General features: G+C 68.6%; 15 protein-coding genes. 7 read left to right on the top strand and 8 right to left on the bottom strand.

Annotated elements, in window-relative coordinates:
• Position 1 precedes the first annotated feature (1 nt).
• From NX1_RS17300 to NX1_RS17285, 4 genes are all read left to right on the top strand, one after another.
• Positions 2 to 1,162: an acyl-CoA dehydrogenase family protein gene (locus NX1_RS17300; RefSeq protein ID WP_068059925.1), complete on the top strand. Its 1,161-nt coding sequence runs from the start codon at positions 2 to 4 to the stop codon at positions 1,160 to 1,162.
• Positions 1,163 to 1,175: 13 nt separating this feature from the next.
• Entirely contained in the window at positions 1,176 to 1,958 is a 783-nt protein-coding gene (locus tag NX1_RS17295; RefSeq protein WP_068059921.1) for an enoyl-CoA hydratase family protein, read from the top strand.
• A gap of 4 nt (positions 1,959 to 1,962) precedes the next feature.
• Complete coding sequence (locus NX1_RS17290; RefSeq protein ID WP_068059918.1) at positions 1,963 to 2,577, top strand: TetR/AcrR family transcriptional regulator; 615 nt, start codon at positions 1,963 to 1,965, stop codon at positions 2,575 to 2,577.
• A gap of 195 nt (positions 2,578 to 2,772) precedes the next feature.
• Entirely contained in the window at positions 2,773 to 3,204 is a 432-nt protein-coding gene (locus NX1_RS17285) for an SDR family oxidoreductase (RefSeq protein ID WP_245668542.1), read from the top strand.
• A gap of 98 nt (positions 3,205 to 3,302) precedes the next feature.
• Here the strand turns inward: NX1_RS17285 and NX1_RS17280 are convergent, their stop codons facing one another.
• The 7 genes from NX1_RS17280 to NX1_RS17250 all read right to left on the bottom strand — a co-directional run bounded on the left by NX1_RS17280 (position 3,303) and on the right by NX1_RS17250 (position 12,111).
• Positions 3,303 to 5,450 carry a glycosyltransferase family 39 protein gene (locus NX1_RS17280; protein WP_373864882.1) on the bottom strand — a complete coding sequence of 716 codons (2,148 nt, stop codon included), beginning with the start codon at positions 5,448 to 5,450 and terminating at the stop codon, positions 3,303 to 3,305.
• Positions 5,447 to 6,709, bottom strand: coding sequence for a glycosyltransferase (locus tag NX1_RS17275; RefSeq protein WP_084501507.1), 1,263 nt, complete (start codon positions 6,707 to 6,709; stop codon positions 5,447 to 5,449). The genes NX1_RS17280 and NX1_RS17275 overlap by 4 nt, the downstream gene beginning before the upstream one ends.
• 122 nt (positions 6,710 to 6,831) lie before the next feature.
• Complete coding sequence (locus NX1_RS17270) at positions 6,832 to 7,461, bottom strand: class I SAM-dependent methyltransferase (RefSeq protein ID WP_068059916.1); 630 nt, start codon at positions 7,459 to 7,461, stop codon at positions 6,832 to 6,834.
• A gap of 254 nt (positions 7,462 to 7,715) precedes the next feature.
• Complete coding sequence (locus tag NX1_RS17265) at positions 7,716 to 8,564, bottom strand: SDR family NAD(P)-dependent oxidoreductase (RefSeq protein WP_068059914.1); 849 nt, start codon at positions 8,562 to 8,564, stop codon at positions 7,716 to 7,718.
• A 12-nt stretch (positions 8,565 to 8,576) separates the two neighbouring features.
• Complete coding sequence (locus tag NX1_RS17260; RefSeq protein WP_068059912.1) at positions 8,577 to 10,142, bottom strand: flavin-containing monooxygenase; 1,566 nt, start codon at positions 10,140 to 10,142, stop codon at positions 8,577 to 8,579.
• A gap of 17 nt (positions 10,143 to 10,159) precedes the next feature.
• Positions 10,160 to 11,149, bottom strand: coding sequence for an AurF N-oxygenase family protein (locus NX1_RS17255; RefSeq protein ID WP_068059909.1), 990 nt, complete (start codon positions 11,147 to 11,149; stop codon positions 10,160 to 10,162).
• Complete coding sequence (locus NX1_RS17250; protein WP_068059906.1) at positions 11,146 to 12,111, bottom strand: diiron oxygenase; 966 nt, start codon at positions 12,109 to 12,111, stop codon at positions 11,146 to 11,148. Before NX1_RS17250 ends, NX1_RS17255 begins: the two co-directional genes overlap by 4 nt.
• Positions 12,112 to 12,304: 193 nt before the next feature.
• Here NX1_RS17250 and NX1_RS17245 point away from each other — a divergent pair, with 193 nt between their 5' ends.
• Both NX1_RS17245 and NX1_RS17240 read left to right on the top strand, forming a co-directional pair.
• Entirely contained in the window at positions 12,305 to 12,640 is a 336-nt protein-coding gene (locus NX1_RS17245) for a DUF4873 domain-containing protein (protein ID WP_068059903.1), read from the top strand.
• Between the two features lie 24 nt (positions 12,641 to 12,664).
• Entirely contained in the window at positions 12,665 to 13,393 is a 729-nt protein-coding gene (locus tag NX1_RS17240; protein WP_068060043.1) for a TetR/AcrR family transcriptional regulator, read from the top strand.
• A gap of 172 nt (positions 13,394 to 13,565) precedes the next feature.
• On the opposite strand, the gene thiD is transcribed toward NX1_RS17240, so the two are convergent.
• A complete protein-coding gene (gene thiD, locus NX1_RS17235) occupies positions 13,566 to 14,411 on the bottom strand; it encodes a bifunctional hydroxymethylpyrimidine kinase/phosphomethylpyrimidine kinase (protein WP_068059900.1) in 846 nt (281 codons plus the stop codon).
• A 75-nt stretch (positions 14,412 to 14,486) separates the two neighbouring features.
• On the opposite strand from thiD, the gene NX1_RS17230 reads away from it, so the two are divergent.
• Positions 14,487 to 15,635: a GTP-binding protein gene (locus NX1_RS17230; protein WP_068059898.1), complete on the top strand. Its 1,149-nt coding sequence runs from the start codon at positions 14,487 to 14,489 to the stop codon at positions 15,633 to 15,635.
• Positions 15,636 to 15,749 lie beyond the last annotated feature (114 nt).

The raw sequence follows: 15,749 nt of genomic DNA, 5'->3' as shown, positions 1-15,749 counted from the left end.
CATGAGCTTTATCGAATCCGACGAGCGCAAGCAGCTGCGGGCCGCGGTGGCGGGGCTCGCCGCGAAGTACAGCTATCGCGACTACGTGCTGCCCAAGGCGCGCAAGCACGAGCCGCTCACCGAATTGTGGGACGAAGCAGGCAAACTCGGCTTCCTCGGGGTGAACCTGCCGGAGGAGTACGGCGGCGGTGGCGCAGGCATGTACGAGCTGGCGCTGGTGATGGAGGAGCTGGCCGCGCAGGGCGCCGGACTGCTGCTCATGGTGGTCTCGCCCGCCATCTGCGGCACCATCATCACCAAGTACGGCACCGACGAGCAGAAGCAGGAATGGCTGCCCAAGCTCGCCGACGGCTCGGGCAAGATGGTCTTCGGTATCACCGAGCCGGACGCCGGGTCGAACTCGCACCAGATCACCACCACCGCCCGCCGGGACGGTGACGACTGGATCCTCAACGGCCGCAAGATCTTCATCTCCGGCGTCGACCAGGCCGAGGCGGTGCTGATCGTCTCGCGCACCGAGGACCACAAGACCGGCAAGCTCAAGCCCGCCCTGTTCATCGTCCCGACCGACGCGCCCGGCTTCACCAAGACGGCGCAGGAGATGGACATCATCGAGCCGGACCACCAGTTCACCCTGTTCCTCGACGACGTCCGTCTACCGTCCAGCGCCTTGGTCGGCAAGGAGGACGCCGCGCTGATGCAGCTGTTCGCGGGCCTGAATCCGGAGCGCATCATGGGCGCAGCGATGGCCGTCGGCCTCGGCCGCTACGCGATCGACCGCGCGGTGGAATACGCCAGGGAGCGCACCGTGTGGAAGACGCCGATTGGCGCGCACCAAGGCATTTCGCATCCGCTGGCGCAGGTGAAGATCGAGCTGGAGATGGCCAAGCTGATGATGCAGAAGGCCGCGACGCTCTACGACGCGGGCGAGGAGATGGGCGCCGCCGAGGCCGCGAACATGGCCAAGTACGCGGCGGCCGAAGCCAGCATCAAGGCGCTCGACCAGGCGATCCAGACGCACGGCGGCGCCGGTCTCACCGCGGACTACGGGCTCGCCGCCATGCTCGCCGCGTCCCGTATCGGCCGGATCGCTCCGGTCAGCAGGGAGATGGTGCTCAACTTCGTCGCCCAGTTCTCGCTGGGTCTGCCGAAGTCCTACTGACGCAGGAGACCCGATGACCGACACTTCCACCGCGCCGCTCGTTCGCTACGAGATCCGCGACGGTTTCGCGGTGCTCACCTTCGACTCGCCGCACAACCGCAACGCGCTGTCCTCGCGGCTGGTCACCGAGCTGATCGGCGGTCTGGACGCCGCTGCCGCCGATGACTCGGTGCGCGGCATCGTGCTCGCGCACACCGGCAACACCTTCTGCGCGGGCGCCGACCTCAGCGAGGCCAGCGACGCCGATCCCGCGGTGGCCGCCGATCAGCGCACCCGCGTGATGATCGGCGTCCTGCGCAGGCTGGTGGAGATCCCGAAGCCGGTGATCGCGCAGATCGACGGCAACGTGCGGGCGGGCGGCATGGGCATCGTCGCGGCCTGCGACTTGGTGGTGGCCGGTCCTGGCAGCTCCTTCGCGCTCACCGAGGTGCGGATCGGCCTCGCGCCGTTCATGATCTCGCTCACCCTGCTGCCGCGGCTGAGCCCGCGCGCGGCGAGCCGCTATTACCTCACCGGCGAGAAGTTCGGCGCCGAGGTCGCCACCGAGATCGGACTGGTGACGATCACCGCCGACGACCCGGCGGCGGAGGTCGCGCGGCTGGTCGGCGAGCTGCGCAAGGGTTCGCCGCAGGGTCTGGCCGAGGCCAAGCGTCTGGTCAACGCGGACATTCTCGCCGCGTTCGACGCCTCCGCCGAAGAGCTCGCGCGGCGTTCGGCGAGCTTCTTCGGCACCCCCGAGGTGCACGAGGGGATGCTGGCCTTCCTACAGCGGCGCGCACCGAGCTGGGCAGAATAGCGCCATGGCGACACCCCACGAACCCAAGCAGGATCGCAGCCGGGCAACACGGCAGCGCCTGCTCGAGGCGACCATCGACTGTCTGGCCGAGATGGGCTGGGCCGCCGCGACGGTCGCGGTGGTCGCCGAACGGGCCGGGGTGTCGCGCGGTGCTGCCCAGCACCACTTCCCGACCAGGGAGGACCTGATCACGGGCGCGCTGGAGTACATGTTCGACACGCGCATGGATCAGGCCAAGGCGGAAGCGCAGACGATCGCGGGGGTGGCCGAGGGCGTCGGCCGGACGGAGGCCGTCGTCGCGGGTCTGATCGAGTCCTACACCTCTCCGCTGTTCAAGGCGGCGTTGCAGGTGTGGACGCATGCCGCCGCCGACCCGGTCCTCCGCGAACGGATTGTGCCGCTGGAAGCGAAGTTCGGACGGGTCGCCCACCGCAGGGCGGTCGAGGCGCTCGGCGTCGACGACTCGGATCCGGTCGCGCATCATCTGGTGCAGGCGACCCTCGACCTGGCCCGCGGGCTCGGTCTCGCCGACGTCCTCACCGATGACTCCGCCCGCCGCAAAGAGATCGTTCAGCAATGGTCGGCGACACTGCACTCGGCGCTCTTCGCGCCGAGCTGAGGTCTGCACCGCACGGCTTCTGAACCTTGCGGCTCCGCACTGTGCGGCTCTCGTATCGCGCGACTTTCGAATGGTGCCGCGACGCACCGCATAGCTCCTGAGCTGCGCGCCCTTTGCGATGTCACACTCGTCGCCCCCGCGTCGTCCTCCCTGTGAACGCGGAACATCGCCGCAGCGGAACACAAGGAGCAGGACATGAACGCCAGCAAGAAGATCGCCGTCGCCGGAGCCACCGGACGCCTCGGCCGCCACGTGGTCGACGTGCTGAACGAGCAGGGCCACGAGGTGGTGGCCTTCTCCCGCGCCAACGGCGTCGACATCGAGACCGGAGCAGGCCTCGTCGAGGCGCTGGCCGGGGTCGACGTGGTGATCGACGCCTCGAGCACGCCGTCGGCCGACAAGGATGTCGCCACCGCGTTCTTCACCGCCGCCGCGCGCAACCTGCACGAGGCGGGCCACCAGGCCGGGGTCGAGCGGCTGGTGGTGGTGTCCATCATCGGCATCGACAGTACGGTGGCTGGCTACAACGCCGCGAAGCTGACCGGCACGCTGCTGCCCGGCTCGCACGCGACCCTGGCGGGCCCGACCTTCGCCAAGTGGCTCGAAACGACCCACCCAACACGCTGACCGCCGCGCACCGGCGACCTCGCAGAGGATTCGCTCGCCTCGCAGGGCTTACAGTCTCTGCGAAGCGGGGAGAAGGTCTGCGAGGTCGTCAGTGGGGTTCAGCGGGTGGTCAGGTCGTGGACGGTGACGCCGTCCACCTCCTCGGCGGGGAAGTTGGCCCGCACCCAGGCGGTGATCTCGGCGCTCTCCGAGGACTGGTCGCCGTTTGAATGGGCGTCCTCGCCGCCCAGGAAGTAGTGGATTTTGCCCTCGGCCACGTACTGCTGGAACTCGGCCAGGGTGGGCGACGGATCGCTGCCGTTGAAACCGCCGATCGGCATCACCGGCAGCTCGGTGGCGAGCTGATAACCCGCCGCGCGGTTCGAGCTGACTGTCGCGGCCACCCAGGTGTAGGCGTCGCCGTTCTGCTCGAGCAGCGCGACCAACTTGTCGCCCGGGGCACTCGCACTCATGAATCCACCGGCCGGACCACCGAAACCGGCTGGGCCGCCGCCTGTTCCACCTGGCCGCGTAATGTCGTTGCCTTGCCCTGCTCCGTTGTCGGGAGCGGTGCCGTTCCCCGGCCCGGCGCCGTTGTCGGGCGCAGAGCTGATGCCAGGTGCGGTACCGCCGGGGGCTGGAGCAGTATCGCCGACACCCGCCGCCCCTCGGGGCGCTCCGTCGCCTCCGTTGCGACCGGGCATCGATCCGCGCGGCATGCCCGGCGCAGTCCCCCCATCCATCCGTCCGCCAGGTCCGCCGTCACCAGGCCCACGCCCGCCGAAGCCGGACCTGACATACGGACCCGCCGTCGGGATCGGACCGGAATGCGGTGTGGCCAGGGTGTGGGCGGTGTACGCGATCGGTCCGGCCAAGCCGACGAACGCGACGGTCATGGCGGCGGCGAGGGAACGCTTGCGCCCCAGCGGGAACAGCAGCGCCACCGTCACCGCGACACCCGGCACCAAGATCGCCCACCGCAGCCACGGCACGAAATCGGCGCTGCGCGAGAGCAATACCCAGGCGGTCGCGGTGGTCACGCCGGTCGCGACGGCCAGCGCCACCCGCACCAAGACCCGGCCCCGTTCACGCCACAGCAGGACCGCGCCGGAGCCGGCCAACGCCGCGATCGCGGGCGCGAGAGCGACGGTGTAGTACTGGTGGAAGATTCCCGCCATGAAGCTGAACACCAGGCCGGTCACCAGCAGCCATCCACCCCACAGCACCAGCGCGGCGCGCCTGCCGTCGGTCCGAGGGGCCTTGGCGCACAGAACGACCCCGGCGACCAGCGCTACCAACGCCGCGGGAATCAGCCAGGCGATCTGCCCGCCCTGCGCGGGTTCGAACAGCCGGGCGATGCCGGTGTCTCCCCACATCATGCCCCGGACGCCTTCCGCGCCGCCGGGTCGGACGCTGCCGGTTTCGTTGCCGTTGAGGCGGCCGAGCCCGTTGTAGCCGAGCGTCAGCTCCAGGATCGAATTGTGCTGGGAGCCGCCGATCCACGGCCGCGATGACGCGGGCCAGAGCTCCACCGCCAGCAGCCACCAGCCCGCCGCCGCGACCATCGAAGCACCCGCCGCGCACAGCTGCGCGATCCGCTTGCCCAGCGCGGGCGGACCCGCGATGAGATAGGTCAGCGCGAGCGCGGGCACCACGAGCAGCACCTGCAACTGTTTGGCGAGAAAGCCGAAACCGATGAAGGCGCCGGTGAGCACGAGCCAGCGCCAGCGGCCGTCCGCGACCGCGCGCAGCATGGCCCACGCCGCGGCGACCATCGAGAACACCAGCAGCGCGTCGGGGTTGTTGAACCGGAACATCAGCGCGGCAACGGGAGTCACGGCGAGTACCAGCCCGGAGAGCAAGCCGGCGGCAGGACCGAACGAGCGCCGCACCGTAGCCCACAGCAGCGCCACCGTGCCGACGCCGAGCAGCACCTGTGGGACCAGAATGCTCCAGCTGCTCAGGCCGAACAGGCGCACCGAGAGTTCCATCAGCCACAGCGAGGCAGGCGGTTTGTCGACGGTGATCGAGTTCCCCGCGTCGGAGGAGCCGAAGAAGAACGCCGTCCACGACCGCGAACCCGCCTGCACGGCGGCGGAATAGAAGGCATTACCCCAGCCGTTCGCGCCGAGGTTGTACAGGTAGGCCATCGCGGTACCGACGAGCAGCGCGGCGAGTGCCGGGTACTCCCAGCGATGGGGCTCCCGCGAGTTCGAGTTTCGCTGAAGCGAAACGGATTCCGGTGGCGTCAGCGTCGCGGTGCTCACCGGCCGCCCCCATCCACCGCGGTCGTCCGGTACTGTCGGTCACCCGCGTTCCGGAAGACCCAGCGCAATCCGACGAACCGCGCCAGGGTCGCCACGAGGTTGGCGACGACCAGCACCAGCAGTTCCCACTGCACGGCCACGTCCGGCGCCCAGCGGTGCAGCGCGAACAGCGAACCGCTCGTGACCAGCAAGCCGAATCCGAAGAGCAGCAGGCCCTGGAATTGATGCGCCACAACCCCGGTCGTGCCGCGCACACCGAAGGTGAAGGCGCGGTTGGCCGTGGTGTTGCCGACGGCCGTCACCAGCAGCGCGAGAAAGTTCGCCGCCTGCGGTCCCACCAGCGGTTGCCACAGCAGGTACAGCAGCAGATACGCGACAGTCGAAGCGATGCCGATGAGCGCGAACCGCACCGCCTGACCCACCATGCCCAGCGGCACGCCCGGAACCAGCGGTTCCCGCCCGACGGCTCGTCGCACGTCGTCCAATGGCAATGCGCCGGTGGCCATGGCCCGGCCGAGCCGCCAAATGCCCTGGAGATCTTTGCGCGCGGTGTCGACGATGTCGACGCGGCTGTCGGGATCGTCGATCCAGTCCACCGGCACCTCGTGGATGCGCAGCCCCGCGCGTTCGGCGAGCACCAGAAGTTCGGTGTCGAAGAACCATTCGCCGTCCTGAACCAGCGGCAGCAGCCGCCGCGCGACATCGGTGCGCATCGCCTTGAACCCGCACTGCGCGTCGGAGAAACCGGTGCGCAGCGCGGCCTTCAGGATCAAGTTGTAGCTGCGCGAGATGAACTCGCGCTTCGGTCCGCGCACCACCCGCGATCCCGCGGACAGGCGGGTGCCGATGGCGAGATCGGAGTGGCCGGAGACCAGCGGAGCCACCAGGGGCAGCAGCGCGTCGAGGTCGGTGGACAGGTCGACGTCCATATAGGCGACGACCTGCGCGTCGGACTGCTCCCACACGGCGCGCAGCGCCCGGCCGCGACCCTTGGCGTCCAGGTGCACCACGCGCACATCGTCGTATTCGGCCGCGAGCAGCCGGGCCACCTGGAGGGTCGTGTCGGTGCTCGCGTTGTCGGCGATGGTGATACGCGCCGGGAAGGGGAAGCCGCCGCCGAGGTAGGTGCGCAGTCTGCGCACACAGACGCCGAGATCGGTCTCCTCGTTGTAGACGGGTATCACCACGTCGAGCACGGGCGGTCGGCCCGTGGCTCGGTTCTGCTCCGCCGCGCTGGCGACGGCCACGGTTTCGGTCATGGTGTCCACCGTTGTGGGCGGAGCTGCCGTGGCGCTGGGACCGGGCTGTGAGGTTGCTGGGTACGTTGACGCCTACGCAGCCGGACGCCCCGGGCGGCATGGCCGGAGTGAAGGGGGTACGCCTACCGCAGTCGGCGGATGCGCAGCACCGTATCCTCCCTGCGGCCCTCCTGGCCCTCTGGACCAGGCCACTCGCGACCGACGACCTCCTCGGTCTCGACCCGCCATTCTCCCGGCTTCGGATCGAGGGCGGCGAGCGTGCCTGGGATGGTCGGGAATTCGATGGACGGCGGCTCGGTCATCCAGGTCGGCCAGCCCGCGTGTCCCACGACGATGAGCACACCGCCGGGCGCGACGGCCTCGGCGGCGAGCCGCAAGATCTTGTCGCGTTCGCCGTCCGCGGCGACCGGCGAATGCAGGAACTGGGCCGACACCAGATCGAACGAGCCTGCGGGGAACGATTCGGCGAGATCGTGTCGCTCCCAGGTGATTCTGTCGGCGACGCCCGCCGCCGCGGCGCGCTCGGCTCCGCGCGCCAGCGCGATGGCCGACACGTCGGCCGCCCGGACCCGCCAGCCGCGCTCGGCCAGCCAGATGGCATCGCCGCCTTCGCCGCAGCCCAGGTCGAGCGCGGTGCCCGGCGTGAGATCGGCGGCTTCGCGAACCAGCAACACGTTAGGTTTCCCGGTCCACACCTGATCGCGCTCACGGTAGAAGTCTTCCCAGTACTCCTGAGCGGTGGTATCGGTCATCGAACGCCTCTCCTGACCTGCGTATGCCGGTGATGAACTGCGGGAAGCACCCGCAAGAGCATGGTGCACGCAAGTGGAGATGCCGAGCCAGATTCTTTGCTGTTTCGGCAAAGCGACTACTGATCGAAATCGATGTGGACGCGGCCGGAAATGGGAACGGATTGGCACGCGAGGGTCAGGCCGAGGGCGAGATCGGCGTCACCTCCACCACTTCCAGGGTGTGCACGCGAATTGGCCCGCTCCATCGTTCCCGCCTACAACTCGATGCCGAACCGGCCCGCGGCCCGCTTGCCCAGCCGGTACAGCGGCACGCCGAGATCCTCGTAGTGCGGCCCGAGCAGCCTCGGGATCAGGTCGAAGCCGCGGGCGTCCGGCCCGATGAGCACGCGCGCCTTGTTCTTGCGCACGCCGCGCAGGATGATCTCGGCGGCCGCTTCCGGGCTGGTCATGGCGATCAGCTCGAAGCCGCGGCGCACCTTCTCCCGGTCGACCCCCTCCGGAATGCCGCGCGCGTTCGCGGCGATGGCGGTCGACACGCCGCCGGGATGCACGCAGGTGACTCCGACCGGATATCCGGCGATGCGCATTTCCTGCCGCAACGCCTCGGTGAAGCCGCGCACCGCGAATTTGGCGGCGTTGTAGGCGCTTTGGGACGGAATCCCCATCAGCCCGAAGACCGAGGAGATATTGACGATGTGCCCGTCGCCGGATGCGATCACATCGGGCAGGAAGGCCTTGGTCCCGTGCGCGACGCCCCAGAAGTCGATGTTCATGAGCCAGTCGAAATCGTCCCAATCCATGTCGATGACGTCGGCGCTGAGCGCCACCCCGGCGTTGTTCACCACCAGGTTCACGCCGCCGAATTCCGCGCGGACGTCCTCGGCATGCGCGTAGACCGCCGCCCGCTGCGCGACGTCGAGCTGATAGGGAACCGCTGTGGCGCCGAGCTTTTCGCAGCGGACCGCGGTGTCCGCGACCGCACCGGCGTCGATATCGGAAAGCGCGAGGCGGCTGCCGTGCCGCGCCAGCTCCAGCGCGAGCGCCCGGCCGATGCCCGAGCCCGCGCCGGTGATGACGGCGACCTTGTTGTCGAAACGGCGCACGCAATCCCCCTGTCAATTGCCGGTGACGGCGCTCGGGAAGGTCTGGGCGGGAACGTTTTCCAGCGCGACGGTAGGAAGCGCCGGAGCGTTCGGCACGGGACCGATGAACTCGTATTCGTCCGCGCGCAGCCGCCTGGTCTGTAGCCAGTATTGCCAGGTGAAGCCGGACCACAACGTGCGGTTGTTGCCGTGCTCGTCCAGATACCAGCTGCGGCAGCCGCCCGTGTTCCACACCGAGCGGACCAGCTTGTGCTGGAGTTCGGCGTTGAATCGGTCCTGCGCCGTCCGCCGTGGCACCAGCGCCACCGCTCCGCGCGACCGCACCCGCCGGATCGCGTCCAGCACGTAGTGGATCTGCGATTCGATCATGAAGACGACCGAGTTGTGACCGAGGCCGGTGTTCGGGCCGAGCAAGAAGAATGCGTTCGGCATATCGGCCACGGTGATCCCGCGGTGCGCCTGCACGCCCTCCACCGTCCAGCGCGCGGCGAGGTCGATGCCGTAGCGTCCGGTGATGGACAGGTCGGTGAACGAATCGATGACGTGGAATCCGGTGCCGTAGATGATCACGTCGGCCGGGTGTTCGACGCCGTCCGCGGTGACGATGCCACCGGCGGTGAGGTGGTCGATGCGGTCGGTGACCACCGTGGTCTTCGGATCGGCCAGCGCTGGATAGTAGGTGTCTGAGCCGAGCAGCCGCTTGCAGCCGGCGCGGTAGTCCGGCGTCACCGTTGCGCGCAGCGCGGGATCGGCGATCTGGCGCGCGATGTGCCGCTTGCCGACCCATTCCAGCGTCTTCAGCAGGTCGGGCCTGCGGGTCATCGCGTACGCGCCGACCTCGGCGCCCCAGTAGATGCCGTTGCGCAGCGCGAAGCGCAGTCCGGGCACCCGGCGCAACGCGGCGCGGAACCGATCGGAGAAGACCACGTCGGCGCGCGGCAGCACCCACGGCGCGGTGCGCTGGAATACCGTCAGCGAGCCCACCTCGCCGACTATCTCCGGCACGAATTGGACTGCGCTCGCCCCGGTCCCGATCACCGCCACCCGCTTGCCGCGCAGGTCGACCCCGTGGTCCCATCGCGCAGAATGGAAAGTCGCTCCCGCGAATTCGGCACTGCCGGGGAATTCCGGAATGCTCGGAACGTGCAGCGCCCCGATGGCCGAGACGATGAAGCGCGCGATGTACTCCTGTCCGTCGGCGCTGAACGCGTGCCAGCGTCCCTCGTCCTCGTCCCAATAACCGCGAACCATGTATTTGCCGAATATGATTCGCTCGCGCAGCCGGTACTTGGCCACGACTTCCTGGAGATAGGCGAGTATCTCCGGCTGATCGGAGAACAGCCGCCGCCAATTCCACCTCGGCTCGAAGGAATACGAGTACAGGTGCGTCGGCACGTCGCAGGCGCAGCCCGGATAGGTGTTGTCGCGCCAGGTGCCGCCGATGTCGTCGGCCTTCTCCACGATCAGGTAGTCGCCGAATCCAGCCTTGTCCAGCGCGATTCCCATGCCGAGGCCGGAGAATCCGCTGCCGATGATCAGTACCCCGGTGCGCACCGGAGCCGAGTGCCGTGTCGCCATCGCTTCACTCCCACCGGTCACGCCGCCGCACGGCGGTCGAGGTCGTCGAGAATGTCCTGCGGCACGCTGCGCGACATGCGGTAGAGCCGTCGCATCACCGCGCCGTCGAGCATGCCGACCTCGTGCGCGAAACGCAGCAGCGGTTCGCCCGCGAAGGTCGCGTTCGCCCGGAAATTCGGTGAGGTGAAGGCGGCGAGAAAGCCGTGCAGCGGATCGATGCCGACCGACCGGTAGACGCGCGGATCGATCAGCACGGGATACACGCCGAGCACCATCACCGCGAAGACCAGCCGGTGAAAGGCGTTGGACGCCTTACCGCGCGCATCGATGGCGCGCACCAATTCCTCACGCGCGTAGGTGATGTGGCGCGCCTCCTCCAGCACGTGGATCTTCATCAGCTGTCGCACATGGGGTTGCAGGTCCGGATCGTTCATGGCCTCGCGCTGCGACCGGTCCAGGATCTCCTCGATCAGCAAGGTGCCCGCGTAGGTCGATGGCCCGAGCGGAATGAAGGCGGCGAGGCGGCCCAGCTTGCGGCCGGTCTTCGGCAACAGATACGGGCGCAGGCCGGTGAGATTCACCAGGCGGCCGAACATGGTGGAATGCCTTGTCTCCTCGCCGATCTCGGCGAGCGCGTAGCGGGTGTGATCGTCCACCAGTCGCTCGCTCTCCAGCACGGTGCGCAAGAGCATCGTGCTCAGCCCCGCCTCCGCGAAGATGCCGAAACCGAGCACGCTGACCAGCTCGTGCAGGCCGAGTTCGGTGCGCTGCTCCGGGGTGAGCCTTTCCCACAGCGCGGTGCCGTACAGCGACTGCCGGTGTTCCGGCATCCAGTGCTTGCCCGGCTCGATCGGCGCGTCCCAATCGATGTCGACCTCGCCGTCGTAGGCGCGCTCGGCGGAGGAGCGCAGCAGGCGCACGGCGGTCTTCTGCCGGTCGCCGACCGTCTTGCGGCGCACCGTCGAAGCGCCCGCGGTGGTGACGATGGGTTTGGCTTCGGTGGTCATCGCACCGCTCTCCTGTTCGTGATCGAGCGAACCCGCGAACTGCCCTGCGGCCGTGGCGTTTCGCGGAGGAACTCGCGCACGGTCGCGGTCGCGGCGCGTGCGTTGCGTCGATAGGCGCCGGTGGTGACGGCGACCGCGGCTCCGGCGAGCGGATGGATGCCGACGGCGCGATAGACGGCCGGGTGTACGAGCGTCGCGTAGGCGACCGCGACCACGGCGCTGAGCGCCCAGCGGTGCAGCGCGACGCGTATCGGCCCGCGAGAGTCGATGGCGCGCAACAACTCCGCGCGCGTCACCGCGATGTGGCGGGCGCTGGAAGCGGCGTGCAGCATCGCCAGCTGGCGCAGATGCGGCTGGATGTCCGAGTCGGCGGTGAGCTCGCGCAGCAGCTGTGCCGCCATCTCCTCGACGAGCAAGCGGAAGCCGAGCGCGCTCGGACCATCCGGAATCCACAGCGTGAGCTTGGTCAGCGCGCGCAGCGGCGCAGGCAGCCGATAGGGCGGCAGGCCCGTCGCGTTGATCAGCCTGCTGTACATGGTCGAGTTGCGGCTCTCGTCGCGGATCGCCGCGAGCGTGAATCGCGTGTGATCGTCTACCGGATCGCGGCTTTCGACGACGTCGCGGAACATCAGCATGGAGACCATCGATTGCGCGTAGATGCCGATGCCGAGCATGCTGACCAGCTCGTGCTTGCCGAGTTCGCGTCGCTGCTCGGGGGTCAGCAGCTCCCACAGCCTGCTGCCGTACAGCGACACGCGTTCCGGCGGAAGCCAATGCTTCGCTGGATCGGGTGGTGCGTCCCAATCGATGTCGAGATCGGGATCGTAGGCCGCCTCCGCGGCGCCCGCGGACAGCAGCCGTCGTGCGGTGGCCTGCCGATCGCCGATGTGGCGGCGGCGTCGGACGGCCCCGCCGGACGGCGTTGTGGCAGGCCGGAAGCCGTAGTCGTGGCTGGACGTCATCGTCCCCACCAGCTCTCTGTGCTGGGTTGCGATCCGCTGTGCCGGAAGGCGGAGGAACGAGGACCCGCTGATGCGGAACTCCTAGTATCCAGTACCGCTAGTTCCGTGTACATTGACGAGTGTGTCCCACGTCTCACTCGATGTCAACGGTCGAGGTCGAGCCGGGTTTTTACGAGCGAACACAGGAGCCGCGATGAACAGCGCCTTCGCCGACAGTCCGCACGCGGGCTCCGATTACCTGGGCGCGGCGACCATCCTCGCCCACGGCCGCGAGATCCAAGTGCAGGTCGAACTGCGTGGCTATCGGGAACCGATCGACGGCATCTACCGGTGGTTCGGCCGGATCCGCCCCAACGACGACCTGGCCGCCGCGCTCGGTGACGAGCCGCGCACCAAGGTGACCATCCGCACCGAACACGGCGCCCGAGAGGGTTATGTCGGCGATCCCGATCCGTGGCGGCGATTTCGCATCACGGGCAAGAGCAGTCCGCCGTTCCCGGTTCCGACCGAGTTGCCCGAGGTCGGGTGAGGGATTGGTACGGTCGGATCCGTGATGCACAGCCGCCGGGAAGTCGACAAGGCGCGGCCCAAGCGGGTCGACGCCCGCACCGAGCGGTGGCGTGCGCATCGGGTGAAGGTGCGCGACGAGTTCGTCGACGCGGCGTTCCGCGCGCTGGACAAGTTCGGCCCCGACGTCAGCATGGGCGATATCGCCAAGGAAGCGGGCGCCGCGAAGCCCAAGCTGTACCGGCACTTCGAGGACAAGACCGACCTCTACAACGCCATCGTCGACCGAGTGCGCGACATGCTGTGGGAGCGCGTCATCTCCAGCATCGACCTCACCAACGACTCCGCTCGCGAACTGGTGCGCCGCGGCGCGGCGGAATACGCGCTTGCGGTCACCGAGCACCCGAACGTCTTCCGTTTCATGCTGCACAGTCACTTCACCCAACAGGCCGACGAGTCCGAGCGCGCGCTGCAATCGGCCAGGCAGTCGGCGCGCAGGGCCGCCGAGCTGTTCGCCGGTCTGGTCGAGGACGAGTCGATCGACGTGGCCAGCGTCGAGCTCGTCAACTATTCGATATTCGGCGCGGTCGCCTCCGCCACCGATTGGTGGCTCGGCGCGAATCGGCTCCAGGCCAACGCCATGCCGATCGAGAAGTTCGTCGCCTACATCGCCGAGATCGTCTCGGCGCTCGCCGAGGCCAACGCCCGTCTCAACGGCATCGTCATCGACACCGATCTACCCCTGCACCACGCCTTTTCGACCGAGTCATCCTGACCCCGAAGGTGCCGCCGCGGACGGCACGGGGGCCTTGCCGCGTCCACTGCGAACGCCCTTGTTCCTGGCCGAGCCGCGCCATTGAGGCCGGCCGTGTTCGCGACAACTTCAGTATGGACCCGCCCACCGACAAGTTTTCCCGCCCGGCTCGCCGCACCAGACGGCGCGGACGTCAGGAACGACTCAGCCGCCACAGCGGCGAGACCGGCCCGTGGCCCGCGCCGAGATCGTAGGAGGCGGCCAGGCATCGGCGGGTCCATTCCTTGGCGAATTCGACCGCCTCCGGCACCGGATAACCGTGCGCTAGGGCACACGCGATGGCCGCCGCGAGGGTGTCCCCGCCGCCGTGGTCGTTGCCGGTGGTGATGCGCGGCGCGGGGAATTCGTAATAGTTCTCGCCGTCGAAGAGCAGGTCGGTGCTCAGCTCGGAGGAGCGCATGTGCCCGCCCTTCACGATCGCCCAGCGCGGCCCCATGGCGTGCAGCGCCTCGGCCGCGCGGCGCGCCTCGGCCTGGTCGGTGACCGTGATTCCGGTGATCAACCTGACCTCGTCGAGGTTGGGCGTCACGATCGTGGCGAGCGGAATCAGCGTGTGGCGCACCGCATCCAGCGCCTCGGCGTGCAACAGCGGGTCGCCGTGCATGGACGCCGCCACCGGATCGACCACCAGCGGAATCACGCCGTCGCGGCCGATGCCGACTTCGCGGCAGACCTCGGCCACCGCCTCGATGATGGCCGTCGAGGCGAGCATGCCCGTCTTGGCCGCGCCGACGCCGATATCGAGGACCACCGAACGCACCTGGTCGGCGACGATCTGCGGGGGAATCTCGTGGAAGCCGCTCACGCCGACCGAGTTCTGCACCGTCACCGCCGCGACCGCGACGCAGGCGTGCACCCCGCACATCGCCATCGTGCGCGCGTCGGCCTGGATTCCGGCGCCGCCGCCGGAGTCGGTGCCTGCGATGGTGAGGACGCGGACCGGGGTCTGTCCGTCGGCGGGAAGGGGGAGCAGTTTCACAGCCCGACCCTAACCCCTGAAGGGCGACGCGCACCCGGCCGCCGTCAAGCAAATGAAAACCATTATCATTAGCCTGTGACCACTTCCACGCGCTCCGATCCGCTACCCGTCACCGTGCTGTCCGGTTTCCTCGGCGCAGGCAAGACGACGCTGCTCAACCACATCCTGGCCAATCGCGAGGGCCGCCGGGTAGCGGTCATCGTCAACGACATGAGCGAGGTGAACATCGACGCGGCGCTGGTCGCGGGCCAGGGACACCTGGACCGCACCGAAGAGAAGCTGGTCGAGCTCACCAACGGCTGCATCTGCTGCACGCTGCGCGAGGACCTCATCGAGGCGGTGGGCAGGCTGGCCAAGGAGGGGCGTTTCGATCAGCTGGTCATCGAATCGACGGGGATCTCGGAGCCGATGCCGGTGGCGGCGACCTTCGACTGGGAATTCGAAGACGGCTTTCGGCTCGGCGACATCGCCCGGCTCGACACCATGGTGACGGTGGTGGACGCCTCGACCTTTCTCGGCGAGCTGGTGCGCGGACAGGCGCTGGCGGAACGGAATCTGGAGGCGGGCGAGGGCGACGAGCGCAGCATCGCCGATCTGCTGGTGGACCAGGTGGAATTCGCCGACGTGCTGCTGATCAACAAGACCGACCTGGTGAGCGCCAACGCCGCGGGGACGGTGGAAGCCACGGTGCGACGGCTCAATCCGCGCGCTCGCGTGCTGCGCGCCGAGCGTGGCGTCGTCGAGCTCGGCGAGGTGCTCGGCACCGGAAGGTACAACCCGGTGGTCGCGGCCGAGGCGGAAGGCTGGGCCGAAGAGCTTGCAGGTGGCCATGTTCCGGAGACGGAGGAGTACGGCATCCGCAGCATCACCTACACCGCGGAGCGCCCGTTCCATCCGGCTCGATTGGCATCGGCTCTCGATCAGCTGCGAGGCATGTTGCGCAGTAAGGGTTTCTGCTGGATCGCCAGTAGGGCGAATCTGGCGGCGATCTGGTCGCAGTCCGGACCGAATCTGACCTTCGAGCCCGCCGCGTGGTGGTCGTCGCTGGAAGTGCCCGCGGGACAGGAAATCGTCTTCATCGGCGTGAAGCTGGACGGCGACCGGGTGCGCGCGCTGCTGGACGACGCCCTGCTCACCGACGCCGAATTCACCGCGGGCCCAGAGCTTTGGGCCGAATTCGACGACCCGTTCCCGGCGTGGGGTGAGCTGCACGAGCACGCGTGAACCGTGGTGGTCGCGCCGGTGAAGTGCCGCGTCCGCTTCATCGTGCCGCAGCTCGCCAGCCCAACCCGCCGCGGCCCACGCGCGATTGAGGGGGCGTTGGTCGCGGCAGGTGAT

Source organism: Nocardia xishanensis NBRC 101358, from assembly GCF_001613365.1.
Lineage (GTDB): Bacteria > Actinomycetota > Actinomycetes > Mycobacteriales > Mycobacteriaceae > Nocardia > Nocardia xishanensis.
The sequence above is the reverse complement of the archived record's forward strand: the minus strand, read 5'-3'. Positions and strand labels throughout refer to the sequence as shown.